The 26,087-nt window shown below is 70.3% G+C and carries 19 protein-coding genes; 6 read left to right on the forward strand and 13 right to left on the reverse strand.

Going from position 1 to position 26,087, the window contains the following annotated elements:
- Positions 1-18: 18 nt before the first annotated feature.
- From B0293_RS21720 to B0293_RS21735, 4 genes are read right to left on the reverse strand one after another with little or no spacing between them, the layout of a single operon-like run.
- Positions 19-1,425 (reverse strand): aminobutyraldehyde dehydrogenase, encoded by a 1,407-nt coding sequence (locus tag B0293_RS21720; protein WP_005156930.1) that lies wholly within the window; start codon positions 1,423-1,425, stop codon positions 19-21.
- Positions 1,422-3,077 (reverse strand): thiamine pyrophosphate-binding protein, encoded by a 1,656-nt coding sequence (locus B0293_RS21725; RefSeq protein WP_005156933.1) that lies wholly within the window; start codon positions 3,075-3,077, stop codon positions 1,422-1,424. The genes B0293_RS21720 and B0293_RS21725 overlap by 4 nt, the downstream gene beginning before the upstream one ends.
- A complete protein-coding gene (gene speB / locus B0293_RS21730; protein WP_005156935.1) occupies positions 3,074-4,027 on the reverse strand; it encodes an agmatinase in 954 nt (317 codons plus the stop codon). The genes B0293_RS21725 and speB overlap by 4 nt, the downstream gene beginning before the upstream one ends.
- Positions 4,028-4,055: 28 nt before the next feature.
- Positions 4,056-5,507, reverse strand: coding sequence for a sodium:solute symporter (locus tag B0293_RS21735; protein ID WP_005156937.1), 1,452 nt, complete (start codon positions 5,505-5,507; stop codon positions 4,056-4,058).
- 111 nt (positions 5,508-5,618) lie between these two features.
- Here B0293_RS21735 and B0293_RS21740 point away from each other — a divergent pair, with 111 nt between their 5' ends.
- The 4 genes from B0293_RS21740 (at position 5,619) to B0293_RS21755 (ending at position 9,904) form a co-directional block, all read left to right on the forward strand.
- Positions 5,619-7,100 (forward strand): PucR family transcriptional regulator, encoded by a 1,482-nt coding sequence (locus B0293_RS21740; protein WP_005156938.1) that lies wholly within the window; start codon positions 5,619-5,621, stop codon positions 7,098-7,100.
- Positions 7,101-7,266: 166 nt separating this feature from the next.
- Positions 7,267-7,944: a response regulator transcription factor gene (locus B0293_RS21745; RefSeq protein ID WP_005156940.1), complete on the forward strand. Its 678-nt coding sequence runs from the start codon at positions 7,267-7,269 to the stop codon at positions 7,942-7,944.
- Positions 7,941-9,068, forward strand: coding sequence for a sensor histidine kinase (locus B0293_RS21750; RefSeq protein WP_005156943.1), 1,128 nt, complete (start codon positions 7,941-7,943; stop codon positions 9,066-9,068). Before B0293_RS21745 ends, B0293_RS21750 begins: the two co-directional genes overlap by 4 nt.
- A 14-nt stretch (positions 9,069-9,082) precedes the next feature.
- Complete coding sequence (locus B0293_RS21755; protein WP_005156946.1) at positions 9,083-9,904, forward strand: aldo/keto reductase; 822 nt, start codon at positions 9,083-9,085, stop codon at positions 9,902-9,904.
- Positions 9,905-9,956: 52 nt separating this feature from the next.
- Here the strand turns inward: B0293_RS21755 and B0293_RS21760 are convergent, their stop codons facing one another.
- A complete protein-coding gene (locus B0293_RS21760; RefSeq protein ID WP_167334548.1) occupies positions 9,957-11,570 on the reverse strand; it encodes a CehA/McbA family metallohydrolase domain-containing protein in 1,614 nt (537 codons plus the stop codon).
- A gap of 78 nt (positions 11,571-11,648) precedes the next feature.
- Here B0293_RS21760 and B0293_RS43950 point away from each other — a divergent pair, with 78 nt between their 5' ends.
- A complete protein-coding gene (locus B0293_RS43950) occupies positions 11,649-12,194 on the forward strand; it encodes a permease-like cell division protein FtsX (RefSeq protein ID WP_158081884.1) in 546 nt (181 codons plus the stop codon).
- A 237-nt stretch (positions 12,195-12,431) separates the two neighbouring features.
- Here the strand turns inward: B0293_RS43950 and B0293_RS21770 are convergent, their stop codons facing one another.
- Both B0293_RS21770 and B0293_RS21775 read right to left on the reverse strand, forming a co-directional pair.
- Entirely contained in the window at positions 12,432-14,543 is a 2,112-nt protein-coding gene (locus B0293_RS21770) for a 3-hydroxyacyl-CoA dehydrogenase NAD-binding domain-containing protein (RefSeq protein ID WP_005156953.1), read from the reverse strand.
- Positions 14,544-14,545: 2 nt separating this feature from the next.
- Entirely contained in the window at positions 14,546-15,778 is a 1,233-nt protein-coding gene (locus B0293_RS21775) for a thiolase family protein (RefSeq protein WP_005156956.1), read from the reverse strand.
- A gap of 185 nt (positions 15,779-15,963) precedes the next feature.
- Here B0293_RS21775 and bla point away from each other — a divergent pair, with 185 nt between their 5' ends.
- Positions 15,964-16,872 carry a class A beta-lactamase gene (gene bla, locus B0293_RS21780; protein ID WP_005156959.1) on the forward strand — a complete coding sequence of 303 codons (909 nt, stop codon included), beginning with the start codon at positions 15,964-15,966 and terminating at the stop codon, positions 16,870-16,872.
- Here the strand turns inward: bla and B0293_RS21785 are convergent.
- From B0293_RS21785 to B0293_RS21810, 6 genes are all read right to left on the reverse strand, one after another.
- Positions 16,869-17,456, reverse strand: coding sequence for a D-alanyl-D-alanine carboxypeptidase family protein (locus B0293_RS21785; protein WP_005156962.1), 588 nt, complete (start codon positions 17,454-17,456; stop codon positions 16,869-16,871). The two genes, bla and B0293_RS21785, sit on opposite strands and share 4 nt — an antisense overlap.
- 360 nt (positions 17,457-17,816) lie before the next feature.
- On the reverse strand, positions 17,817-19,448 hold the full coding sequence (locus tag B0293_RS21790) for an allophanate hydrolase (RefSeq protein WP_005156965.1): 1,632 nt from the start codon (positions 19,446-19,448) through the stop codon (positions 17,817-17,819).
- Entirely contained in the window at positions 19,445-23,011 is a 3,567-nt protein-coding gene (gene uca, locus B0293_RS21795) for an urea carboxylase (RefSeq protein ID WP_005156968.1), read from the reverse strand. Before uca ends, B0293_RS21790 begins: the two co-directional genes overlap by 4 nt.
- Complete coding sequence (locus B0293_RS21800) at positions 23,008-23,619, reverse strand: urea amidolyase associated protein UAAP2 (RefSeq protein WP_005156971.1); 612 nt, start codon at positions 23,617-23,619, stop codon at positions 23,008-23,010. The genes uca and B0293_RS21800 overlap by 4 nt, the downstream gene beginning before the upstream one ends.
- Entirely contained in the window at positions 23,616-24,449 is an 834-nt protein-coding gene (locus B0293_RS21805; RefSeq protein WP_039917826.1) for an urea amidolyase associated protein UAAP1, read from the reverse strand. The genes B0293_RS21800 and B0293_RS21805 overlap by 4 nt, the downstream gene beginning before the upstream one ends.
- A gap of 11 nt (positions 24,450-24,460) precedes the next feature.
- Positions 24,461-25,927, reverse strand: a complete 1,467-nt coding sequence (locus B0293_RS21810) for an amino acid permease (protein ID WP_005156974.1) — start codon at positions 25,925-25,927, stop codon at positions 24,461-24,463.
- Positions 25,928-26,087: the final 160 nt, after the last annotated feature.

A 26,087-nucleotide genomic window follows, 5' to 3' on the forward strand; every position in this document is an offset into this window, starting at 1 on the left:
GACCTCCGGCTAAAAGCTTCAGGCGAAGCGGGTCATGACGTGCTTGACGCGGGTGTACTCGGCGAAGGAGTAGGACGAGAGGTCCTTCCCGTGGCCCGAGTGCCCGAAGCCGCCATGGGGCATTTCCGAGACCAGCGGCCCGTGGGTGTTGACCCAGACGCAGCCGAAGTCGAGTTCGCCCGAGACGCGGGTCGCGCGTGACAGGTCGTTGGTCCAGATCGACGACGCCAGCCCGTACGGGACGCCGTTGGCCAGGCGCACCGCCTCGTCCTCGTCCACAAAGGACTGGACGGTGATCACCGGGCCGAAGATCTCCTCCTGCACGATCTCGTCGTCCTGCTTCAGGCCCGAGATCACGGTGGGGGAGAAGAAGAACCCGCGGTCACCGGCCGGGGTACCGCCGGTCTCCACGCGGGCGTGCGACGGCAGGTTTTCGACGAGCCCGCGGACCCGGCCGAACTGCGCCTCACTGTTGAGCGGGCCGAAGTCCGCGCCGGGCTTCTGCGCGGCGGCGGCCTTGGTCAGCTCCGTGACGAACTCGTCGTGGATCGCCGCGTCCACCAGCACCCGGCTGCCCGCTGTGCAGTCCTGCCCGGCGTTGTAGAACGCCGCGCCGACGATGCCCTCGGCCGCCTCGGCGAGGTTGACGTCGCCGAAGACCAGCAGCGGCGCGTTCCCGCCGAGTTCCAGGTGCGTGCGCTTGAGGTCGGCCGCCGCGACGGTGGCGACGTCGATGCCGGCGCGGGTCGACCCGGTGATCGACACCAGTTCGGTGATCGGGTGCTTCACCAGCGCGCGGCCGGTGTCGCGGTCGCCGCACAGCACGTTGAACGCGCCCCTCGGCAGGAATTCCGCCGCGACCTTCGCCAGCAGCACGGCCGTCGACGGCGTGGTCTCGGCGGGCTTCAGCACGACGGTGTTGCCCGCCGCCAGCGCCGGGGCGATCTTCCAGACGCCCATCATCAGCGGGTAGTTCCACGGCGCGATCTGCGCGCAGACGCCGACCGGTTCACGGCGGATCGCCGAGCTGTGCCCTGGCAGATACTCGCCTGACGCGGTGCCTTCGAGCTGCCGGGCCGCGCCGGCGAAGAACCGCAGCGCGCTGACACACTCCGGGATCTCCTCCTCCAGCACGACGGCGCGGATCTTGCCGGTCTCGCGGATTTCGAGCTCGGCGAACTCCTCCGCGCGGGCCTCGACCGCGTCGGCGATCTTCAGCAGCGCGAGCTGACGTTGCGCGGGAGTGCTCTTGCGCCACACGCCGAACGCGCGTTCGGCGGCCTCCAGAGCGGCGTCCACATCGGACTGCTCGGACAGGACGCTGGTGCCGAAGACCTCGCCGGTGGCGGGGTCCACCAGGTCGAGCGTCCGCGAGCCCGCCGCCGGTACCTCGGCGCCGTCGATGAAATTCAGGACCTGAGTCATTTCTTCTCCAGGTGGGTCGGCTCGAACATCTTCAGCAGGGCGGGAAGGACGACCACCGAGGGGCCGGGTGTGCCCAGCGCGTCGGCCAGGTCCTTCCCGACGGTGTCCAAAGAGGACACGGTGGCGCTGACGCCGAAGGACTTCGCCAGCGCGGCGAAATCGGGCCGCGCGAGTTCGGTGGCGGTGGACCGGCCGAAGGCGCCGGTCAGGTATTCGCGCAGGATGCCGTAGCCGCCGTCGTCGATGACGAGCCACGTGACGTCCAGCCCGTGCTGGACCGCCGTGGCCAATTCCGCGACGCCGTACATCGCGCCGCCGTCACCGGACACCGCGAGCGCCGGGCCACCGGTCGCCGCGGCGCCGCCGAGCGCGCCGGGCAGGCCGTAGCCGAGGCCGCCCGCGCCCTGCGCGGTGTGGATCGGCGCACCCTCGGGGTTCCACGCCGACCAGGCCCAGTAGGCCGCGATCGTCATGTCCCAGAACGTCTGCGTGCCTTCGGGGACCGCCGCGCGGATGTCGTCGATCAGCTTGCGCTCGGTGGCCAGGTCCTGTGCGTCGAGGCGTTCACGGACCTTGGCCAGCAGTTCTGCCACGGCCTTTTCGGCCTCGCCGTCGGACTGGCGGAACGGCACCTGCTCCAGCAGCGCTTGCAGGACAAGGCGGACGTCGGCGTGGATGCCCAGCGCCGGGTAGTTCGACTCCAGCTTCCCGAGATCGGCCTCGACCTGGATCATCCGGCCGCGCGGGGCGAACTCGCGGTAGTTGCTGGACAGCTCGCCGAGCCCGGAACCCAGCACCAGCAGCACATCCGCGTCCGACAGGAACTCGGTGCTGTGCCAGTCCTCCAGCCAGGACTGCCCGGACAGTTCGTGGTCCCAGCCGAAGACGCCCTTGCCGCCGAACGTCGACAGCACCGGCGCGCGCAACGCCTCCGCGAGTGCCTTCAGTTCCGCCCGCGCGCCCGAGCGCAGTGTGCCACCACCGGCGAGGATCACCGGATTCTTCGCCGCGCCAAGGAGATTCGCGGCTTCGGTGACGAGTTCCGGCAACGGGGCGAGCGGAGCGGGCAGTGCGGTCACCGACGTGATCCGCGGCAGATCTGTCCGCGCCAGCAGGATGTCCTGCGGGATTTCGACCCACACCGGGCCGTACGGCGCGGTCGCCGCCGATTCCCACGCCTCGCGCAGCGCCGTCGGGATCTGGCTGACGGTGCGCACCACGTGCACCGACTTCACCACGTCACGGAAACTGGCCTGCTGATCGGGCAGTTCGTGCAGGTACCCGTGCCGTCCGCCGCCGAGCCCGGCGACCGGGATCTGGCTGGAGATCCCGAGCACCGGGACCGACGCCGCCCGGGATTCCTGCAACGAAGCCAAAGTCAGCAGCGCGCCGGGACCGGTCGACACGATCATCGGCGTCACCGGGACCGGGCCCTCGGGGTCGGCCGCGAGCCGGGCACGGGCGTGCCCGTCGGCCGCGAACGCCAGGTTGTTCTCCACCCGCGAGCTGATGACGCGCAGGTCGTCCGTGCGCCGCAGCGCTTCGAACAGGCCGAGCGCGTGCTGGCCGGGCAGGCCGAACACGGTGTCCGCGCCGAGCGCGTGGAGGGTTTCGACGACTACGTCGCCGCCTATCCGTTCAGTGCTGGTCATGCGCCCTTCCCCAAACTGAGCAGGCTCACCAGGTCGTAGGCGACGTGGGAAGCCGCGATGGCGGTGATCTCGGCATGATCGTAAGCCGGGGCCAGCTCCACCACATCGGCTCCGATCAGGTTGCAGTCCCGCAGGCCGCGCAGGATCTCCAGCAGTTCGCGGCTGGTCATCCCGCCCGCTTCGGGGGTGCCGGTGCCCGGTGCGTGGGCCGGGTCGAGCACGTCGATGTCGACCGAGATGTAGAGCGGGCGGCCGCCGATGCGCTGGCGCAGCGCGTCGACGGTCTCGGCGACCCCGCGGCGCATGACGTCGCCGGAGGTGACGATGCCGAATCCGAGGCGGCGGTCCTCTTCCAGATCCCGCTTGCCGTACAGCGGGCCGCGCGTGCCGACGTGGGACAGCGCTTCGGTGTCGAGGAGGCCCTCCTCGGACGCCCGCCGGAACGGGGTGCCGTGCGTGTACGGCTCGCCGAAGTAGGTGTCCCAGGTGTCGAGGTGCGCGTCGAAATGCAGCAACGCCACCGGTCCGTGCTTCTTCGCCGCCGCCCGCAGCAACGGCAGCGCGATCGTGTGGTCACCGCCGACGGTCACCAGCCGCGTCCCGCCCGCGGTCAGAGCCTCGGCCTCGTCCTGAAGGGTCTCGATCGCCTCGCCGATGTTGAACGGGTTGAGCGCGATGTCGCCGGCGTCGACCACCTGCGTTTCGGCGAACGGCGAAACGTCGAGTTCCGGGTGATACGGGCGAAGGAGCCGGCTGGCCTCACGGAGCGCGGCGGGACCGAATCGCGCGCCGGGGCGGTAGGACACCCCGGCGTCGAACGGCACCCCGACGACGGCGACGTCGGCGCGCTCGACCTGATCGAGCCGCGGCAGCCTCGCGAAGGTCGCGAAACCGGCGAACCGGGGCACCCTCGAAGAGTCGACGGGTCCGATCGGGGTCTGCTCAGGCACGGTGTCTCCTTCTTGGGGTGAAAGGGTTTCAGGATTTCGAAGCGGCGATTTTCGCCTCTTCTTCTTCGGCGACCGCGCTGCCGTTCAGGCGGCGGGTCCACACGGTGAGGATCTCGTCCGAGGTACGCGGGGTGAGGAAGCTGACCACCAGGTACACCGCCAGGCTCGAGCCGAGGCCCCAGTAGATCGGGCTGTTGGCCTCGACGCCGTCGACGAACATGAACGTGATGACCACGACGGTACCGACGACCATCGACGCGAGCGCGCCCTGACGGGTGCCGCGTTTCCAGGCCAGGCCGCCGATGATCGCGACCAGCAGGCCGCCGACGAGGATGTCGTAGGCGATGGTCAGCGCGTTGACGACGTCGTCCACGATCATCGCGATGCCGATCGCGACCAGACCGAGGACCAGCGTGGTGACGCGGTTCCTGGTGACCTCGTTGACGGCCTTCTTGAGGCCCAGCTTGGAAAGCAGGTCCGAGGTGCTGACCGTGGAGCAGGCGATGAGCGCGCCGCTCGCGGTCGACATCATCGCCGACAGCGCCGCCGCGAGCACCAGGCCGCGGATCCCGGCGGGCAGCTGCTCCTCGACGATGGTCGCGAACGCGTCCTGCGCGCTGGCGAGGTTCGGGTACAGCGCCTTGGCCGCGGTGCCGATCAGCGCGCCGGCGAGGCCGTAGACCAGGCAGTAGACGCCGGAGATCACGCCGCCGCCGGTGGCGATGCCCGGCGTCCGCGCGGTGAACACGCGCTGCCAGATGTCCTGGCCGATCAGCAGCCCGAAGCTGTAGATGAGGAAGTAGGTGAAGATCGTGTCGCCGCCGATGGCGGTCAGTTCGAAGTAGCTCTCGTCCAGCCGCGCGGCCATCCCGTCGAACCCGCCCGCCGAGGCGATCGAGACCGGCAGCAGGATCAGCAGGATGCCGATGGTCTTGATGACGAACTGGACGATGTCGGTCAGCGTGATCGACCACATGCCGCCGAGCACCGAGTAGAGCACCACGATCGACCCGCCGATGGCGATGCCGGCCCAGCTCGGGACGTTGAAGAGGACCTTGAAGATGGTGGCGAACGCCAGCGTCGAGGTGACGGTCAGCATCAGCGTGTAGCCCCACATGACGACGCCGGAGATGGCGCTGGTGGAGCCGCCGTAGCGCAGATCGAGCATCTCCCCGACGGTGTAGACGCGCAGCTTCACCAGCCGCCGCGCGAACAGCGTGTGGAGGACCAGGATGCCGACGCCGATCGCGATCACGAGCCAGGCACCGGAGATGCCGTAGGTGTAGCCGAGCTTCACCCCGCCGACCGTCGAAGCGCCGCCGAGGACGACCGCGGACATCATGCCCGAGTACATGAACCAGCCGAGGCGACGGCCCGCGACCAGGTAGTCGGATTTGGTCTTGGCGAGCCGCAGCCCGAACCAGCCGACGCCGATCATGCCCGCTATGTAGAGCGCGATCACCGCGTAGTCACCGGCCACGGTGTCCTCCTTGCCTCGGGGCTGTTCGCTTCGTTCGGGTCACCGTAGGTTCGTTCGCAGCTTGAACGACATGGGATGATCCATCCGAAGTCCAGTGGAAACGAGGATGGAATGACCCGAACCCGCGATCCGCTCGACTCGGATGTGAATGTCCCGTTACGGGCCGTGGTCGGCAACCCGGAACTGGCACTCGACCCGGTCGTGGAGACCCTGCGGCCGGGCGCGCTCGACGCCCCGGTGCGCTGGGCGCACGTCAGCGAGCTGCGGGACCCGGCGCCGTATCTCCTCGGGGCGGAACTGCTGCTCACCGCCGGGGTGAACCTGCCGGAGGAGCCGCCCGAGATCGACCGTTATGTCCGGCGGCTGGCCGACAGCGGGATCTCCGCGCTCGGGTTCGGGCTCACCCCCGGCGCCTACGAGACGCTGCCGCCGTCGCTGCGGACGGCGTGCGTCCGGCACGGCCTCCCGCTGCTGATCGTCCAGCCGCGGACGCCGTTCCTGGCGATCAGCCGGGCGGTGTCGGTCGCGCTCGCCGAGGCCGGACAGCGCGAACAGCGGCGGATCGCGGTCGCGCGCGAGGCGCTGACCAGGGCCGCCGGTGACGGCCTCGGCGAACTGGCGAGCGCGCTGGCCGGGCGGCTGCGGGCGTGGGTGGCGCTGGTCGGGGTCGGCGACGTCCTCGCCGCCGACCACGGCGCGCCGTCACCGCTGCCCGCCGAGGTCCGGGAACTGGTCGCCACGCTGCGGGCGGGCCGGGGGATCCGCAGCGCGACGACGGAACTGGCCGACGGCACGCACGTCGTCGCGCAACCGGTGTACCCGCAGGCGACGGCGTCGCATCTGGTCGTGGTCGGCCGGGTCGAGCGGTTCGACGGCGCGGACCGCTCGATCCTGTCGGTCGGGGCGGCGCTGCTCGGGCTGGCCGGCCGCGCGGGATCGGACGCGGCCGGGCTGGGCGCCACCGCCACGGCGTTGCTGCTGGGGGAGACCGACGCGGTCGGCGGGGACGAACGCCGCCTGGTCGCCGGGATCGCCTACCGGCGCGGCCCGAGCGAGGCCGCCGCGCGCTACGACTGGCTGCGTGCCCGGCTCGACACCCCGCTGGTGCGGCTGCTGCCCGGACCGCGGTTCACCGCGATCGTCCGCGAGGCGCCGGAGATCGGCGACCTCGACCGGCTCCGCGCCGACGGCTGGCTCGCGGTCGTCGGCTCGCCCGTCCCGCCCGACCGGCTTCCCGAGGCGGCGGGCGAGGTCGAGTTGCTGCTGGCGCGGGCAGGCGCGCTGGGACGGCCGGTGGTGGCGGAAGACTCTTCAGGGCTCGACGCGCTGATCGCGCCGGACGCGGCCGCCGGGTTCGCCGCCCAGGAGCTGGCGCCGCTGCGCGAACTCGACCGGAAGGGTGACCGGGAACTGGTCGAGACGCTGCGGACCTGGCTCGCGCACCACGGCGGCTGGGACCGGACGGCCGCCGAACTGGGCGTGCACCGCAACAGCGTCCGGCACCGGATCGGGCAGATCGAACGGGCGCTGGGGGTCGATCTGGCGGATCCGGAGCTCCGGATGCGGTTGTGGTTCGCCCTGCGCTGGTCGTGAGTGGCTTGATCAGTCCGGCGCGGGTTGTGAAAGCCACTTTCGCAACCTTCAACGTTGCGAAAGTGGCGTTCACAACACGAGCACCCCGACCCTGCGGTCCCGACCAGCTGTACCGACGCGATACTCCGATCAGGTCACTCTCAGGAAGGTGTGGCAACGTAGTGTCGTGCGAATTCTGGTAGTCGAAGACGAAGAACCCCTCGCCGACGCGATCGCACGCGGCCTGCGGCGCGAGGGCATGGCGGTGGACATCGCGCTCACCGGTGACGACGGGCACGAGAAGGCCGCCGTCACCCGGTACGACGTCGTGCTGCTCGACCGCGACCTGCCCGGGATGTCCGGTGACGACCTGTGCCGCGAGATCGTCGCGTCCGGTGAGCTGACCCGGGTGCTGATGCTCACCGCGAGCAGTTCCGTTTCGGACCGCGTGGACGGGCTTTCGCTCGGCGCCGACGACTATCTCGCCAAGCCGTTCGCCTTCCCCGAACTCGTCGCGCGGGTGCGCGCGCTGGGCCGTCGCGCGACCCCGGCCGCGCCGCCGCTGCTGACTTCCGGCGACGTCGAACTGGACCCGGCGAGGCGGACCGTCCGCCGCGCGAGCGGTCCGGTCGAGCTGACCCGCAAGGAGTTCGGCGTGCTGGAGGTGCTGCTGTCGGCCGCCGGTTCGGTGGTCAGCAGCGAGGAGCTGCTCGAGCGCGTGTGGGACGAGAACGCCGACCCGTTCACCACCACCGTCCGGGTCACCGTGATGACACTGCGGAAGAAACTCGGCGAGCCGGGCATCATCGAAACCGTCGTCGGCTCCGGCTACCGGGTGCCGGAGCAGGGGAACGCGCGGGGGTGAACCTGTCCGGTGCCCGCAGCCTGCGCGCGCGGGTCACGTTGCTCGCGACCGGGCTGGTGGCACTGGTCAGCGTCCTGTTGCTCTGGCTGACCTGGAACCTGGTCGGGGACGCCGTTTCCGCCGTTCCGCAGCTGCCGCCGGGCACCACCGTGCGGGTCGACGGCGTCGACGTCGACGCCTCCGCCGTCACCGAGCATCTGCGGATCTACGCCCGGAACCGGGTACTGCTGTTCGGCGCGGTCGCGTTCTGTTTCGTCGTGCTGGCGGCGGGGATCCTCGCGTGGACGTTCACCGCGCGGGTCCTCCAGCCGCTGCGCGAGATCACCGGGACTGCGCGCCGCCTGTCGATCGAGTCGATGGGGGAGCGGATCGGCGAGGTCCGCACCAAGGACGAACTCGCCGAACTGGCCGAGACGTTCGACGACATGCTCGACAGGCTGCAAGCCGCGTTCGACGCGCAACGGCACTTCGTCGCGAACGCCAGCCACGAACTGCGGACGCCGCTCGCGGTCATCCGCACCGAACTCGACGTCACCCTGGCCGACGAGCACGCCGACGAAGCCGAGCTGCGGCGGATGGCGGCCGTGGTCCGCGACGCGACCGAGCGGGCCGAGCGGCTGGTCGGTTCGCTGCTGCTGCTCGCCCGAACGGACGGCGCGGGTCTGGTCGCCAGGGAGCCGGTCGACCTCGCGGTGATCGTCGCGAGCGCGTGGCGCGCGGCCCGTCCGGACGCGGAGAAACGCGGCCTCCGCGTCGAATTCGCGACCCCGGGGGCGCCGACGTTCGGCGATCCCGCGCTGTTGGAACGAATCGCGGGCAATTTGCTGGAGAACGCCGTGCGGCACAACGTCGACGGCGGCTGGCTGGACGTCGTCACGCAGGCCGGTCCACAGTGGTCGGTGCTGCGGGTGCGGTCGTCCGGCGGGCTGCTCGACCCGGCGGCCGTCCCCGAGCTGTTCGAACCGTTCCGCCGCGCCGGCGTCGCCAGGACCGCCCGCACCGGCGCCGGGCTGGGACTCTCGATCGTGCGGGCCGCCGTCCAGGCCCACGGTGGCACGGTGTCGGCGGAACCCGTTGTGGGTGGCGGTCTCTCGGTGACCGTCCACCTTCCCGCGCTGCCCTGAGTTACGGTGCAAGCATGGTGACCGATATTCGGCTGAACAACGGAACGTCCCTGCCCCAGCTCGGGTTCGGGGTGTACAAGATCGGCGACGACGAGGTCGTCGGCGCGATCCGCACCGCCGTCGAGGCGGGCTACCGCGCCATCGACACGGCGACCCTCTACGCCAACGAACGCGGCGTCGGCGAGGCCGTCCGCACCAGCGGGCTGCCGCGCGAGGAACTGTTCGTCACCACGAAACTGTGGAACACCGAGCACGGCTACGACTCGGCGTTGCGCGCCTTCGACACCAGCATGGACGAACTCGGCATCGAGTACGTCGACCTGTACCTGATCCACTGGCCGCTGCCGTCGCAGGACAAATACGTGGAAACGTGGCGGGCACTGGAAAAGATCGCCTCCGACGGCCGGGCGAAGGCGATCGGCGTCTCGAACTTCCAGATCCCGCATCTGGAGCGGCTGATCGAGGAGACCGGGACCGTCCCGGCGGTGAACCAGATCGAGTGCCACCCGTGGCTGCAGCAGCCGCTGCTGCGGGAATTCCACGAGAAGCACGGGATCGCCACCGAGGCGTGGGGCCCGCTGGCGCGCGGCGGGGACCTGCTCGCCGACGAGAAGATCACCACGATCGCGAAGAAGCACGGCAAGACGCCGGCACAGGTCGTGCTCCGCTGGCACATCGAGATGAACCACCTGGTGATCCCGAAGTCCGTGACACCGGAACGGATCAAGGCGAACATCGACGTCTTCGACTTCGAGCTCGACGCGCACGACACCGCCGCGATCGCGACCCTGGAGCAGGGAAAACGGCTGGGCCCGGACCCCGACAAGCTCTCGTGAGACACCCCCTTCACCGCATTTAGTCCTCTAAATGCGGTGAAGGGAGTGGCACCTACCGGACGTCCACGAAGATCGGGTTCCCGTACAGCCACAGGTCTTCGAACGGGTTCGACTGCCCGACCACGTCCACGCTCGGCTCGATCCCGCCGGGCACGTGCTTCCTGCCGTCAGTCCCGCGCGTCCGCACGAAGAACGGCTCGCGCACGTTGCGGAAGGTGTGCCGGAAGGCGACCCGCCGCCCCGGCGCCCAGCGCGGTTCGAAGGAGCGGACCACCCGCGTGCCCGGGGCGGTCTGCGCGTCACGGTCGGCGGCCGGGCCGGTCACCGGTCCGGACACGAGGTCGAGCCGCGCGAGCCGGGGGATCGTGCCGCCGCCGTTGGGCCGGGCCGCCAGTTTCGCCGAGACGACGACCGTGACGTCATCCCCGCGCCGGACCCGGAGCCTGCCGCCCATCGTGGCCGAGCTCCAGCCGCTGCACGCGCCGAACTCCAGTTCCTGCGCGAGCCCGCCGTGCACCACCCAGACGCGTCCCGCGCGCAGGCCTTCCAGCACGGCTTCGTGGCTGCGGCGGGTCGCACCGACGACAGTCCGGCTGAACTCGGCGGGCGCGAAGTCCGCATACGGGGGCAGGGTCTGCGGGACGCCGGTGTCGATCGGGTCCGGGTAGCTGCCGTGCTCGTCGTAGTAGCCGTCAGGGACACCGGGCCGGACGAAGGTGGAGCCGCGGTTGTAGTGCGAGTCGGAGTTGCTGGTGATCCACCACGGTTTGCCTTCGGCCAGCAGCGAATCCCAGAGCCCGCCGACGGTCGCGGTGCTCCAGTCGAACCCGCCGTAGGTGCGGTAGGCCGACTCCGGGAAGCCCGGCCACGAGTTCGAACCGGGGGAGTTGCCGTACCCGCCGCGCGCGCCACCGCCGCTCCCGAGCGGTTTCGGGAAACCGTCGGCCTGCGCGCCCGGCGCGCCCTCCATGCCGATGACGATCCCGGGCGCGGCGTCGCGCAGCGCGCGGATCTCGTGCGGGGCGACCCGGCCGTTGCGCAGCGGATGGTTGATCACCACGACCGGCGCGTGGATCCGGCGGGCCCGCTCTTCGGCGGCCAGCCAGCGGATCGCCTTGACGGCCAGCGCCTCGTTGTCCGGCGTGCCCGGTTCCGTGCCGGTCAGCCGCCAGTCGAAGGCACGCTCGAACTCACGCAGCTTCGCGGCCTGGTCCGCGCCCGCCTGGAAGAACAGGGTCGCGTGCTCGGCGCCCGGCACGTTCCACTCCATGCCTTGCCACAGCAGGAGATCGCGATGCTCGCGCTGCGCCGCCCGGATCGCGGCGTTCGTCCGCTCCACCGACGACTTCTCGTGCGACGCGTGCCCGTGATCGGTGATCACCGCCCAGTCCGCCCCGTGCCGCTCGGCGCCGTCGGCGATTCCGTCCACTGTGTACATCGCGTCGTAGGAGTACTGCGTGTGGATGTGGTGATCGCCCACCAGCCACTGGTAGCGGTTCCGGCCGAAGAGCCAGGAGAGATCGATGCCGAGATCGAGGTCGAGGTTCAGATCGAGGGCTTCCGCCGGTGCGGCGGCGGCGAGCGGCGCACCCGCGGCCGCGGCGGAGACGAGGCCCGCCCGCTTGAGGAACCCGCGGCGGCCCACGCCCGGTTTTTCACTGTTCACCGGCGGCACGCTAAAGAGCTTCGCTGAACGGTCGGTGTCCGGACGGCCAACGATCAGCGCTGTGTGATGATCGTCCCTGTGGAGGAAGACGCGAGCAAACCGAAGGCGTCCGGCTGGTTGCTCTGGGTACTCGGCGCCGTCGCCGTGCTGGTCGTCGCGGCCGCCGTGACCACGGCCGTCGTCGTCCTGAACCGGGTCACCGAGCCGCCCACCCCGGCGGCGTTGCCGCGGGACACGGTGCCCGTCCCGCTGGGGAAGCGGGAACTGTGCGGACTCCGGTTGGTCGTCTACATCGAGACCGACGAGGGCATGACCCGCGCCGCTCAAGCGCTCCGGGACGACCAGAAGGCCCGTCGGGTACTGACCGAGACCAAGGCGGAGTCCTACGAGCGCTTCAAGAAGATCTTCGCGGACAAGCCGGAACTGGTGAAGCTGACGACGCCGGACGTGCTCCCCGCGGTGGTGCATCTCGTGCCCGTCGCCGGAACCGATCCCGAAGCGTGGGCGAACGAGCTGCGGCAGCGATTGCCCGAGGCGACGAAGGTCGACGTCCTCGACCCCGTGGCGGCCGCGGCCAAGATGAAGACCACGACGCCGCCCTGCCCGCCCGAGGGCGAGCGCTGAAAGACCCGGCTCCCCGGAGGATGGAAGGGGAGCCGGGCTGCCCGGCTAGAAGTCCCGGTTGGCGATCTTCTTCATCGGGTTTCCTCCCAGTTCTCTTCAGTTTTCCCCAGTGCCTGGAGAACCAGGCGTAGGCAGAGTGTTCCGGAAATCGCAGCACGGCGCCACAAAACTCACGAAAAACGCAAAAGGCCACCGACGGCGATCGAAGGATCGCCGACGGTGGCCTTCGCTCAGGGCTCAGGAGAGCGGCACGCTCGCCACACCCGGCGCCAGGAACGGCTTGCCGTTGACCTTTGCGGACACGCCTGCCCGGTCCAGGTACGGCGTGATGCCGCCCAGCCAGAACGGCCAGCCCGCGCCGAGGATCAGGCACAGGTCGATGTCCTGCGCCTCGGCGACCACGCCCTCGTCGAGCATGATCCGGATCTCTTCGGCGATCGCGGCCAGCGCGCGGTCACGCACCTGCTCGGACGTCGACGGCGAGTCGCCGCGCTGCCAGAGCTCGTCCACCTCGGGGTCGACGGTGGCGTTGCCCTTGTCATCCCACTGCCAGACGCCCTTCTTGCCCGCCTTGACGAAGCGGTCGAGGTTCTCGCTGACGGTGAACCGGTCCGGGAACGCCTCGTGCAGGGTTTCCCCGACGTGCAAGGCGATCGCCGGTCCGACCAGCTGCATCAGCGTCAGCGGGGTCATCGGCAGGCCCAGCGGTTCCAGCGCCTTGTCCGCGACCTCGAACGGCGTGCCCTCGTCGACGGTCACCAGCACCTCGCCGAGGAAGCGCAGCAGCAGCCGGTTGACCACGAACGCGGACGCGTCCTTGACCAGCACGCTCGACTTCTTGAGCTGCTTGCCGAGCGCGAAAGCGGTGGCCAGCGCCGCGTCGTCGGTCTTCTCCGCGCGGACGATCTCCAGCAGCGGCATCACCGCGACCGGGTTGAAGAAGTGGAACCCGACCACGCGCTCCGGGTGCTTGAGTTCCGACGCCATCGCGGTGATCGACAGCGACGAGGTGTTCGTCGCCAGGATCGCCTCGGGGGAGACGTACTGCTCCAGGTCGGCGAAGACCTTCTGCTTGACGCCCAGCTCCTCGAACACCGCCTCGATCACGAAGTCGGCGTCGGCGAACGCGGCCTTGTCGAGCGACCCGGTGACGAGCGCCTTCAGCCGGTTCGCGCCGTCCGGCGAAACCCGCTTCTTCGCCAGCAGCTTGTCGATCTCACCGTGCACATAGGACACACCCTTGTCGACGCGCTCCTGGTCGACGTCGGTGAGCACCACGGGCACCTTGAGACGGCGGACGAACAGCAGCGCCATCTGGCTGGCCATCAGGCCCGCGCCGACGATGCCGACCTTGTTCACCTTGCGCGCCAACGACTTGTCCGGCGCGCCCGCCGGGCGCTTGGCACGCTTGTTGACCAGGTTGAACGAGTACAGCCCGGCGCGCAGCGTGTCGTCCATGAGCAGTTCGGCGAGGCCGTCGGTCTCGGCCGCGTAGCCGCGGTCGAGGTCGTTCTCGCGGGCCAGCTCCAGCAGCTCGACGGCCTTGGTCGCGCCGGGCGACGCGCCCTTCGTCCGACCGTCCACAATGGCCTTGGCGCGGCCGATCGCGGCGTCCCAGCCCGCGCCGCGGTCGATCTCGCGGCGGGCGGGGGTGATCTCACCGTTGACGACCTTCGCCAGCCACAGCAGCGACTGTTCGAGGTAGTCGGCCGAGCCGAAGACCTCGTCGACGATGCCGAGCTCCGCCGCCTGCGCGACCTTCAGCATCTTGTTCTGCGCCAGCGCGTTCTCGATGATCACGGTGACCGCGGCGTCCGGCCCGATCAGGTTCGGCAGCAGCTGCGTGCCGCCCCAGCCCGGGAACAGGCCGAGGAAGACCTCGGGAAACGCGATCGCGGCGGTGTTCTCCGAAAGCGTGCGGTAGTGGCAGGAGAGCGCGAGTTCGAGCCCGCCGCCCATCACCGCGCCGTTGATGAACCCGAACGTCGGGATCTCGGTCTCGGTGAGGCGCCGGAACACGTCGTGCCCGGTCTGCGCGATTTCCCGCGCCAGCGCCGGATCCGCGACCGCTTCGACCCCGGAAAGGTCGGCGCCGACGGCGAAGATGAACGGCTTGCCGGTGACCGCGATCGCGGCGGGCTCGGCGGCGAAGGCGGTGTCGATCGCGGCGTTGAGGCTCACCAGGCCCTGCGGGCCGAAGGTGTTCGGCCGGGTGTGGTCGTGGCCGTTGTCCAGGGTGATCAGCGCGACGGGCTTGTCGAGGCCGGGCACCTTCACCAGCCGCGTGACCGCGTTCGTGACGACCTCGTCGGGGAAGGCGGCTTTCGCCTGCTCAGCGGTGAAAGTCATGGCTACTTGGCCCCCTCGAACGCCGGGTTCTCCCAAATGACGGTGCCGCCCATGCCGATGCCGATGCACATGGTGGTCAGGCCGTAGCGCACGTCGGGGCGCTCGGCGAACTGACGCGAAAGCTGCGTCATCAGCCGGACACCGGAGGACGCGAGCGGGTGACCGCAGGCGATCGCGCCACCCCACTGGTTGACGCGGGGGTCGTCGTCGGCGATGCCGAAGTGGTCGAGGAACGCGAGCACCTGGACGGCGAACGCCTCGTTGATCTCGAACAGGCCGATGTCGTCGATCGACAGACCGGTGCGCGCGAACAGCTTCTCGGTGGCGGGCACGGGGCCGATGCCCATGACCTCCGGCTCGACCCCAGCGAAGGAGTAGCCCACCAGGCGCATGCCGATCGGGAGGCCGAGTTCGCGGGCGGTGTCCTCGTCGGCGAGCAGCGCCGCGGTGGCGCCGTCGTTGAGACCGGCCGCGTTGCCGGCGGTGATCCGGCCGTGCGGGCGGAACGGCGTCTTCAGCCCGGCGAGCTGCTCGACGGTGGTGCCCGGACGCGGCGGCTCGTCCTCGGTCGCGAGGCCCCAGCCGAGTTCCTTGGACCGGGTGGCGACCGGGACCAGCTCGGGGCCGATCTTGCCGGTCTTCACGGCTTCGGCGTACTTCTCCTGGCTGCGCGCGGCGAAGGCGTCGGTGCGCTGCTTGGTGATCGCCGGGAACCGGTCGTGCAGGTTCTCCGCGGTCTGGCCCATGACGAGCGCCGTCGGGTCGACGAGCTTGTCGGCGATGATGCGCGGGTTCGGGTCGACGCCCTCGCCCATCGGGTGGCGGCCCATGTGCTCGACGCCGCCGGCGATGGCGATGTCGTAGGCGCCGAAACCGATCCCGCTCGCGGTCGTGGTGACCGCGGTCATCGCGCCCGCGCACATCCGGTCCAGCGCGAACCCGGGCACCGACTTCGGCAGGCCCGCGAGCAGCGCGGCGGTGCGGCCGATGGTCAGGCCCTGGTCCCCGATCTGGGTGGTGGCGGCGATCGCCACCTCATCGACGCGCTCCGGCGGCAGCTCGGGGTGCCGGCGCAGCAGTTCACGGATGGCGTTGACGACGAGGTCGTCGGCACGGGTGCCGGCGTACATGCCCTTTTCGCCTGCCTTGCCGAAGGGCGTTCGCACCCCTTCGACGAAGGCGACATTGCGTACCGACCGCGCGTTCGGCGCGAGCGGTGTTGCTCCTGCGGCCACGAATGCTCCTGAAGTAGAGGTAGTCCTGACCGCACCCTAGCCCCGGTTACCCGTCGGTAACCAGGCTGGTGGCCCGGTCGAGTGGGGGAAGGCACACTCCCGTGTCTTCCGGCGTCGGCCGCTTGGCCGATCCGGCGGGTGTGGAGAAGTTGCTATGTTCGAAGTGATCAGGGGGAGGGATCACGATGACTGTCACCCGTCGTGCGCTGCTGGGGATGGCGGTCCTCGTGCCGCTGGCCGCCTGCACTCGCGCGACCTCGCCACCGCCGTCGTCCATTCCGGCGCCACCGCCACCGCCGCCTTCGCCCACCCGGCAGTACCACGACCGGTTGCTGGAGCTGGAGAAGAAGTTCGACGCGAGGCTCGGCGTGTACGCGCTCGACACCGGAGGCGGCGGCACGGTCGAGCACCGCGCGGACGAGAGGTTCGCGTTCTGCTCGACGTTCAAAGGGGTCGCGGCGGCGGCCGTCCTGCAGCGCAATCCGTTGTCCCACCTGGAAACCCGGGTCAGCTATTCCCGGGACGACCTGATGAAACACGCTCCGGTCACCGGGCAGCACGTGGCCACCGGGATGACGATCCGCCAGCTGTGCGACGCCGCCATCCGATTCAGCGACGGTACGGCGGGCAACCTGCTGCTGCGGGATCTGGGCGGTCCCGGCGAGCTGACGGCGTTCACCCGCGGCCTCGGCGACACCGTCACGCGGATGGACCGGATCGAACCGCTGATCACCGAGGCCACCCCGGGCGATCCGCGGGACACCACGACGCCTCGGGCGTTCGGCACCGACTACCAGCGGATCCTGCTGGGCGACACGCTGGCGAGCAACAAACGCGACTTCCTCCGCGACCTGCTCCAGCGCAACGCCACCGGCGCCGACCGGATCCGTGCGGGCCTGCCGTCCGGCTGGACCATCGCCGACAAGACCGGGACGGGCGACTACGGGACGCTGAACGACATCGCCGTCGTGTGGCCGCCAGGCAAGCCGCCGATCGTCATGGCCGTCATGTCCAGCAAGGCGGCCAAAGACGCTCCGTACGACCAGGCGTTGCTCGCCGAAGCCGCGAAGTACGTGGTCGAAAAGCTGGGCTAGTTGCCGGTGGCGCTCGGGAGCAGGGCGGGGCAGCCGCCGGCGATCCAGGCCGGGTCGTACTCGAAGTGCCACTTCTCGTTGTCGTAGCGGCGGCACCAGCCGAGCGCGCCGCCGTTCTTGTCCACCCAGGTGGCCGAGTTCAGCGGCTGGATGTCGACGGCGATTCCCTTGACGTGCATGGACGTCTCCGGTTGCAGCGCCCACTTCTTGGCCTGCTCCACCGAACCGAACCGCTGGACGGCCTTGTCGAATTCCTGTTGCTGCTGGGCCCGGCTGCGCTTGCCGTCGTTCACGCACAGCGTGACGTTCTGGGCTTTGGCCTTGGCGAGCAGGGCTTTCCAGGCCTCGACGACGTCCGGGCGCATGCCGGAGGTCGCCTCGTCGACGTAGCGCTTGTCGACCGCGCACGTCGGGCCGGTGTCGGGGCCGGGGACCTCTTCGAGGATCGCGAGCGGCTGCCCGTTCACCTGCTTGACGGCGAAGCCCGTCGCGCCCAGCGCTACCATCGCGATCCCGACGAGGCCCAGCGCCACGAGCACGCTGATCGCGGTCCTGCGGCTGGAGGTGGATGTGGTGGACACCACTCCGAAGCTACCTCGCGCCCGGCGGGCCGCCAGGGTTTGTGACCTTCTTCCCAGAATGCCGCCGGAAGCCAACCAAACCGGAAACGCGCTGGTCCGAGTAGGCAGGGGCAGGTCCGTGAAGGCCTCCTTTCCTACCCTGAAGGTAGGGAAGGAGGCCTTCACGGACAGCAGGCGGGCGAGTGCCGGTACCGAGTCGGCCCAGGTGGTCGTGAGTGGCGTTTCGGGTTCTCTTTGAGTTGCCAGGCAAAGGAGGCGTGGTGCTCCCGGTCTATGTTCCCAATGTCGCATTGGAGACGCTCAGCGACTCAAATGCGACATTGGGAACTCGCCAAATTCGCCTCGCCACTCACGAGACGCGACTCAACGGCTCAGGTACCCGAGCCACCCTCCGTACGACGTGATGTCCTCGGCGCCGTCCACCGCAGCCGGTTCACAGACGAAGCCGGACACCTCGCTCCCGTCCGCCAGCCGTACCTTCCCGATCGCCAGCGGCGCGGGAACGCCCGCCACGAACTCGCCGAACCCGGCCAGAGGCAAGTCCCACACCTCGGCCTCGATCGCAGAGCCGCCAGAGCCGCCCGAACCACTGGAAGGGACCCGGACGAGGCCGGGCTTGGGCGGCACGGTGTCCAGCGCGTAGAGCCGGTACTCGGCCGCCGTCGGCCCCGCCGCGACGAACCGGCCGCCCCGCGACGTCAGTTCGTGGTTCAGCGGCTGCCCGCGCAGATGCGCGCCGACGACGGCGATCCGGGTCCGCCGCGGCACCAGGCGGGCGACGTCGGCGAGGATCCGGTCGGCGTTCGCGGCACCGACCAGCATCACTCCGAACGGCAGCCCGCCGACGGTCCCGGCGGGCACGGCCAGCGACGACAGGCCCAGCAGGTTCGTCGAGTTCGTGAACCGGCCCAGCCGGGCGTTCACGCCCAGCGGGTCGGCTTCGACCTCGGCGATCGTCGGATGTTCCGTCGTCGTGGGCAGCAGCAGGCAGTCCACAGTGGACAAGACCGCCGACGCTTCCCGCTCCAAACCGCTCAAGGTCGCGAGGTCGCTGAACACCCGGTGCGCCGGGATGTCCCTCGCCGCGCCGATGATCTGCCGCACCGCCGGATCGACGGCGTCCGGATGGGCGTCGATGAACTCGCCGACCGCCGAATACCGCTCGGCCACGAACGCGCCGTCGTACAGCAGACGCGCCGCGGCCAGGAACGCCGATATGTCGACAGTGACCAGCTCCGCGCCCGCCTCGCCGAAAGCCTCGGTCGCGGCGGCGAACGCTTCGGCCCAGCCGTCCTGGAGCGGACCCAGCTCGGAAGGCACACCGAGCCGGAAAGGACGGTGCACGACCGGAAGGTCCCGGGGCTCGCTCAGGCAGGCGAACGCCGCCGTCGCCTCGTCGACCGTCCGCGCGAACACGGTCACGCAGTCGATGCTCGCGCACGCGGGCACGACACCGGTCGTCGGCAGCAATCCCCGTGTCGGCTTCAGCCCGACGATCCCGTTGAACGCCGCCGGGACCCGGCCCGACCCCGCGGTGTCGGTGCCCAGCGCGAGATCCGCGATCCCGAGCGCCACCGCGACCGCCGACCCCGAACTCGACCCGCCCGACACGTACGCCGGGTCGATCGCGTTCCGGACCGCCCCGTGCGGACTGCGCATGCCGACCAGCCCGGTCGCGAACTGGTCCAGATTCGTCGTGCCCAGGATCAGCGCCCCCGCCGCCCGCAGCCGCGCCACCACCGGCGCGTCCTCGGCAGGCTGGTACGCGTACTCGGGACAGGCCGCCGTCGTCGGCAGCCCGGCGACGTCGATGTTGCCCTTGACCGCGGCGAGTTTCCCGTACAGCGGCAGGGATTCCCCGGCCGCGCGACGAGCGTCCAGTTTCTCCGCGTCGGCGAGGACGTCTTCCTCGGGACGCAGGTCGATCCAGATCTCGGGCCGGTCGACCCGCGCGATCCGGTGGTACGCGGCCCGCACCCGCTCCGTCACGCTCATCCCGCGCTCCTTCCCAGAACCACCAGCGGCGTGCCGGGGGCGACCTGGTCGCCGGGCGAGACGAGCACCTCGACGACCTCCCCGGCGGCGGGCGCGGGGATCCGCGCCTCGGTCTTCATCGCTTCGAGGATCACCAGCGTCTCCTCCGGGCCGACCTGCTTGCCCGGCTCGACGTCCACCCGCCACACGGTCGCGGCGAACGGCGCTTCGACGACGCGCCCGCCGGGCGGGGCCACGACCTTCGTGGTCGGGACCTTCGCGCCGGCCGGTTCGGGACGGGGGTCGAATTCGCCCGCCGCCGCCCACGCCTGACGCTCCGCCTCGAACGCCGAACTCTGCTTCTCCCGGAACGCGGCGATGTCGGCGGCGTTGTCGGCCAGGAACCGCTCGTGGTCGGCCAGCGCGAACTCGCCGTCGGTGATGTCGAGTTCCAGTTCCCCCGCCGAGCTCTGCGCGCGCAGGTCCAGCAGTTCCTCGGCGGTCACCGGGTACCAGGAGATCCGGTCGAAGAACCGCAGCAGCCACGGCGAACCCGGCTCGAACGAGCCCCGTTGCCGCCAGCCGCTCCACACCTGCACGGTCCGCCCGACGAACTGGTATCCGCCGGGGCCCTCCATCCCGTAGATGCACAGGTACGAGCCGCCGATGCCGACCGAGTTCTCCGCCGTCCACGTCCGCGCCGGGTTGTACTTCGTGGTGACCAGCCGGTGCCGCGGGTCCAGCGGGGTGGCCACCGGCGCGCCGAGGTAGACGTCGCCGAGCCCCAGCACCAGGTACTCCGCGTCGAACACCGTGCGGTAGACGTCGTCCACACTGGACAGACCGTTGACCCGCCGGATGAACTCGATGTTCCACGGGCACCACGGCGCGTCGTCACGGACGCCCGCCATGTACCGCTCGATCGCCTCGCGCGTCGCCGGGTCGTCCCACGACAACGGCATCCGCACGGTGCGGCTCGGCACCACGAGATCACCGGTGCGCGGCAGATCGTGCTCCACCTCCTGCACGAGCCCCAGCAGTTTCGGGACCGGCAGGACGTCCGGGTCGACGTGGACCTGGAGCGAGCGGATGCCCGGGGTCAGGTCGACGACGCCGTCGAGGCCCTCCGCGCCCAGCCTGTCGGCCAACGCGTGGACCCGCATCCGCAGGGCCAGGTCGAGTTTCATCGGCCCGTACTCGATCAGCAGGTTGTCGTCGCCGCTGCGCCGGTAGGTGACCTCGGGGTTCTCTTCCGATGTGGACAGACGGCCGAGGATGCCGCCGTCGTCGATCGGCTCGCGGGTCGCCTTGACCGCAGAACCCGGCGAGACCCGCAAGGACCCCGCGTGCTCGGTGGTGATCGGCACGAACCGCACGGTGTCACCCGGCCGCAACTGCCCGAGCTTCCAGCGCTGCCCGGTCACCACGGTCGCCGGGCAGACGAAACCGCCGAGGCTCGGCCCGTCCGGGCCCAGCAGGATCGGCAGATCGCCGGTGTAGTCCACGGCGCCGATCGCGTACGGCGTGTCGTGGATGTTCGACGGGTGCAGCCCCGCCTCGCCGCCGTCCTCCCGCGCCCATCGCGGCCGGGGCCCGACGAGCCGGACGCCGGTCCGCGCGGAGTTGAAGTGCACTTCCCAGTCGGTCGCGTAGAAGGTCTCGACGTCGTCCGGGGTGAAGAACTCCGGCGCGGCGTGCGGTCCCTCGGACGCGCCGATCTCCCAGTGCGTCGTGAACACCGGGCGGTCGGCCTCGGGAACCGGGCCCGCGACCGCGTTACCCGGAACCGGCCCGGGGAAGAGGACGTCGCCGGTCGCCAGCGCGCGACCGCCGTGCCCGCCGAAGCCGCCGAGCGTGAACGTCGCCGCGCTGCCCAGGAAGTCCGGCACGTCGAACCCGCCGCGGACGAGGACGTACGAGCGGAGCCCGGCGGTGCCGGTGCCGACGTCGAGTACGCCGCCGGCGGGGATCTCGACCGGAGTCCACTGTGGAACTTCCCGGCCGTCGACGGTGACCGGAGACGGCGAGCCCGTGACGCAAACGATTGCGTCGTCGGTGAACCTCAGTGAGACGCCGTCCACAGTGCACTCAAGGCCGGGAGCGCCTTCGGGATTGCCCAGCGCGCGGTTGCCCAGGCGCAGCGACAGATCGTCCATCGGGCCGTTCGGCGGGACACCCACGTGCCAGAATCCGAGCCGCCCCGGCCAGTCCTGGACGGTGGTCATGGTGCCGCCCCGCAGGACCTCGATCCGCGGTTCGGGATCGGTGATCGTGTCGAGCGTCGCGGTGTCGTGCGTGACGTCGTGCAGCCGCGTGTCCGCGGCGACCGCGCGCAGCTGCCCCAGGTTCGTGCGCACCCCGTCCACCCGGCTTTCGCCGAGCGCGGCACCCAGCGCGGCCAGTGCTTCGGCGCGGTCCGCGCCGACGGTGATCACCTTGGCGAGCAACGGGTCGTAATGCGTCGTCACCTTCGCGCCGGCTTCGACCCAGGTGTCGACCCGGACGTCATCGGGGAAGTCGGCGCGGGTCAGCAGCCCCGCGCTCGGCCGGTGCCCGGCGGCCGGATCCTCGGCGTAGACCCGTGCCTCGACGGCGTGCCCGCGCGGTTCCGGCGGGCTGGTGAACATCCCGGTGTCGCCGTCGGCGAGCCGGAGCATCCACGCGACGAGGTCGATGCCGTAGACCGCCTCGGTGACCGGATGCTCGACCTGGAGCCGGGTGTTGACTTCGAGGAACGCGGCCTCCTCGCGACCCGGGTCGTAGATGAACTCGACCGTCCCGGCCGACCGGTAGCGCACCGAAGCGCAGAGGTCGACGGCGGCGGCGACCAGTTTCTCGCGCACCGCGTCGGGAAGCCCCGGAGCGGGGCATTCTTCGAGCACCTTCTGGTTGCGCCGTTGCAGCGTGCAGTCCCGGGTGCCCAGCGCCAGCACCTCACCCGCGCCGTCGCCGAACACCTGGACCTCGACGTGCCGCGCGTGGGTCACGAGCCGTTCGAGGAACACACCCGAGGTCGAGAAGCTCTTGGCGGCGATGCTCTGCACCGCGTCCCAGGCGTCGCGCAACTCGTCGACATCGGCGCAGGCGCGCATGCCGATCCCGCCGCCACCGCCGGTGGCCTTGAGCATCACCGGGTAGCCGATCGAGGCGGCCGCCGTCTCGGCGTCGGCGAGGGTGTCCAGCAGACCGGTGCCCGGCAGCAGCGGAACCCCGGCCTCGACGGCCTTCTCCCGTGCGGTGTGCTTGCTGCCGAAGACTTCGAGATGGTCCGCGGCGGGACCCGCGAACCGGATCCCCGCCGCTTCCGCCGCCCTGGCGAACGCGGCGTCCTCGGACAGGAACCCGTAGCCGGGATGGATCGTGTCCGCCCCGGTCTTCAGCGCGGCTTCGATGATGGCGTCGGCGAGGAGGTAACTCTCCCTGGCCGGCGCCGGGCCGAGCCGGACGGCTTCGTCGGCAAGCCGTACGTGCGCGGCGGTGCGGTCGGCGTCGGAGTAGACGGCGACCGTCGGAATGCCCATCTCCTGTGCGGTCCGGATGATCCGGACCGCGATTTCCCCCCGGTTGGCGACGAGCAGTTTCACGCGTCACCGCCGGTCACGACCATGCGGACGGCGGTCGGGTCGAAGCCGTTGCACGGGTTGTTGATCTGCGGGCAGTTCGACACCAGCACCAGGACGTCGGTCTCGGCGCGCAGTTCGACCTTCATGCCGGGCGCGGAGATGCCGTCGACGATGCCGAGCGTGCCGTCCTGTTCGACCGGCACGTTCATGTACCAGTTGACGTTGCTGACCAGGTCCCGTTTCGAAAGGCCCCATTTCGCGCCCTCGGTCAGGAAGTTCTCCACGCAGGCGTGCTGGTAGCGCGTGTGCTGCCCGTAGCGGAGGCTGTTGGACTCCTTGCTGCAGGCGCCGCCGATCGTGTCGTGCCGTCCGCAGGTGTCCGCGACGACGGTGAGCAGCGGAGCGCCCTCGCCGGTGCGCAGCACGCTGCCGGTGGTGAGGAAGACGTTGCGCTGGGCGGAGATCGTGGCCGCCGCGCTGTATCTCTTCGCCGTGTCCGCGGCGTCGTAGCAGAGGAAGTCGACGGCCTGGTTGCCGCCGAGGTCGATGATCGCGAGGGTCTCGCCCTTGCGGAGCACCGTGGAATACGGTGCGCGCGCGGCGACTTCGGTGTCGGAAATGACCGTCATGCGATCCCCCTGGCGGTGAGGTAGTCGGCGGTGTTCTCGAAGGCGCGCTGGGCTTCGGGTGACGCTGTCCACTCAGGACTGTCTGGTGTGGACGGTGCGCTTCGCTGGGCGAGGACGCGCAGCGGGGTGACCGTGTAGTCCGGGCGCGGGTCGAGCGGATGCGCCACGTTGGCGATCAGGACGACGACCGGCAGTTCGGTGCGCAGGACCACGGACTTGCCTGCCCCGGCCGAACCGGTGAACGTCAGCCCGCCGTCGGTCTCGACGTGGACGCCCTGGAAGAAGGACAGGCTCGGCGGGAGATCGCGCGGGGTGAGGCCGTGTTTGGCCGCGGCGAGGGTGAACAGCGCGTTGCCCGACGGTGAAGCGCCCTGCGGGCTCCCGTCGCCGTAGCGCTCGGCGTTGCCGTCCACAGTGGACGTTCCGCAGAGCGCGTCGTGTTTGCCGCTCTCGTCGGTGACGACGGTCGCGAGCACCCGTGCCTGATCCGAAAGCAGTGTGATCGCCTCACCGAGATAGGCGTTCCACTGGACCTTCACCGTGTCGGCGACGTTCAGCCGCTCCCACGGCTGGTCGGCGTTGAACAGCAGCAGATGCGCGCAGGCGTCGCCCTCGACGTCGGTCAGCCGCAGTTCGGTGCCGCGGGCGAGGACCTTGTGGGTGTAGCCACCCCCGGCGACGGTCTCGGCCCAGACCAGCTTGGCCGGGTCGACGCCGGACGGCGGGTCCGGCCAGGTGGACGCGGGGATGGCGGGCATCGCTTCGGTCACCGTGCCCGCCTGGGCGCGGGCGTGGTCGCGAGCGCCGTACGTGGTCGATGTCGTGCTCATGGAACCTTCCTTCAGGTCGCGGGGACGGGAACCGTGGTGAGCGCGGAGCGGCGGCGCCAGCAGAGATAGCCGGTGAGGAGCGCGGCGCCGACGAACTCGATCGGGAACAACAGGACCCAGACGGAGCCGGTACCCGCCAGGTCGTAGATGTCGGCTCGTGGCCAGGCGATGTTGACGATCATCATCGCGCCGTACCCTACTGCGGCCACGTTGACCGGAATAGCCCATCGCCCCAGGGAGAAATGGCCGGGTTCCGCGGTGAAACGGCCTTGTCGCCGCCGGATCAGCAGCGGTCCGGTCACCAGGAGATAGGCCAGATAGACCACGACCACCGAGGTGCCGGTGATGGTGCTGAAGATGGTCGGATTGCCGAGATTGAGCAACAGCAGCCCGATCGCGAGCAGTCCGGACAGCACGGCGGGCGCGATCGGCGTGCCGGTGCGGGCGTTGACCGCGGAAAGGCGTTTGGCGCCGGGAAGCGCGCCGTCGCGGGCCATCGCGTAGATCAACCGGACGGTGCCGGTCTGGATGGTCAGGGTGCAGACGACGACGGCGATCGCGACGTCGGCGAGGAACACCCGGCCGAGCGTGTCGCCGAAGACGGCCGTGATGACGTACGGCAGGCCCTTCCCGGCGAGCTGCCCGTCGGTCAGGCTCGGGGCCGCCATCAGGGCGGTGATGACGACGGCGAGTCCGCCCACCCCGGAGATCAACAGCGCGCGGAGGACGGCGCGCGGCGCGGTGCGACGCGCGTTCTTGGTCTCTTCGGCGACGGAGGCGGCCGTGTCGAAACCGTACAGGACGTACGCGGCCATCAGTGCCGAAGCGAGAACGCCGCCGACACCCGGGCTTTCGCCCGCGGGCTGGAGCACGACCTGCGGACCGCGGACCGCGAACAGCGCGAGACCGACGATCAGCACGAGGACGCCGACGAGTTCGGCCGCGACCCCGACGTCGTTGATCCGCGCCATGAGCCGCACGCCGCCCGCGTTGATCGCGGTGGTGACGACGATCAGCAGGGTGCCGAGCAGGACGGCGTTGCTGGCGCCGGTCGGCGAGGTGATCGCCGGATCCCCGCCGACGAGCTGGAATCCGCTCCAGACCGACGGGAGGACGACCTGCAGCGCGATCGCCGCGCCTGCCAGCGCGACGACGCAGCCCACCAGCATCATCCAGCCGGCGAGCCACCCCGCGAATCCCGGGGAGAGGTGTTTCGCCCACTGGTAAACCGATCCTGCCAGCGGGAATCGGGCGGCGAGTTCGGCGAAGTTGAGCGCGACGAGCAATTGCCCGGCGATCACCAGCGGCCATGTCCAGAAGAAGAGGGTGTCGCCGAAGGAATAGCCGAAGGCGAACAGCTGGAAGACCGTGGTCAGGATGGAAACGAAGGAGAAACCCGCGGCGAAGGCGGAGAAACCGCCCAGCGTCCGGCGAAGTTCTTGACGGTACCCGAAGGCGGAAAGGTCTTCGGAGGGCATTTTAGGAGGGCTCCTGTCTGGAGGGCCGAATTTCGATCGGTCGACCGAAATTAAGCGCGTGCGGGATCCTTCCGATCTCCGCCCGGTAAGCGCGGTGTTAACAGATACCGGATTCGGTAACCTGGGCCGACCGCCGGACGTAACAAAGATCTTCGCGGAG

Origin of the sequence: Amycolatopsis azurea DSM 43854 (assembly GCF_001995215.1) — a bacterium.
GTDB classification, from domain to species: domain Bacteria; phylum Actinomycetota; class Actinomycetes; order Mycobacteriales; family Pseudonocardiaceae; genus Amycolatopsis; species Amycolatopsis azurea.

Coding starts and splice junctions, on each gene's coding strand:
- B0293_RS21720 (WP_005156930.1), bottom strand. CDS start 1,425: ATGACTCAGGTCCTGAATTTCATCGACGGCGCCGAGGTACCGGCGGCG.
- B0293_RS21725 (WP_005156933.1), bottom strand. CDS start 3,077: ATGACCAGCACTGAACGGATAGGCGGCGACGTAGTCGTCGAAACCCTC.
- B0293_RS21740 (WP_005156938.1), top strand. CDS start 5,619: ATGACCCGAACCCGCGATCCGCTCGACTCGGATGTGAATGTCCCGTTA.
- B0293_RS21755 (WP_005156946.1), top strand. CDS start 9,083: ATGGTGACCGATATTCGGCTGAACAACGGAACGTCCCTGCCCCAGCTC.
- B0293_RS21770 (WP_005156953.1), bottom strand. CDS start 14,543: ATGACTTTCACCGCTGAGCAGGCGAAAGCCGCCTTCCCCGACGAGGTC.
- bla (WP_005156959.1), top strand. CDS start 15,964: ATGACTGTCACCCGTCGTGCGCTGCTGGGGATGGCGGTCCTCGTGCCG.
- B0293_RS21790 (WP_005156965.1), bottom strand. CDS start 19,448: ATGAGCGTGACGGAGCGGGTGCGGGCCGCGTACCACCGGATCGCGCGG.
- B0293_RS21800 (WP_005156971.1), bottom strand. CDS start 23,619: ATGACGGTCATTTCCGACACCGAAGTCGCCGCGCGCGCACCGTATTCC.
- B0293_RS21805 (WP_039917826.1), bottom strand. CDS start 24,449: ATGAGCACGACATCGACCACGTACGGCGCTCGCGACCACGCCCGCGCC.
- B0293_RS21810 (WP_005156974.1), bottom strand. CDS start 25,927: ATGCCCTCCGAAGACCTTTCCGCCTTCGGGTACCGTCAAGAACTTCGC.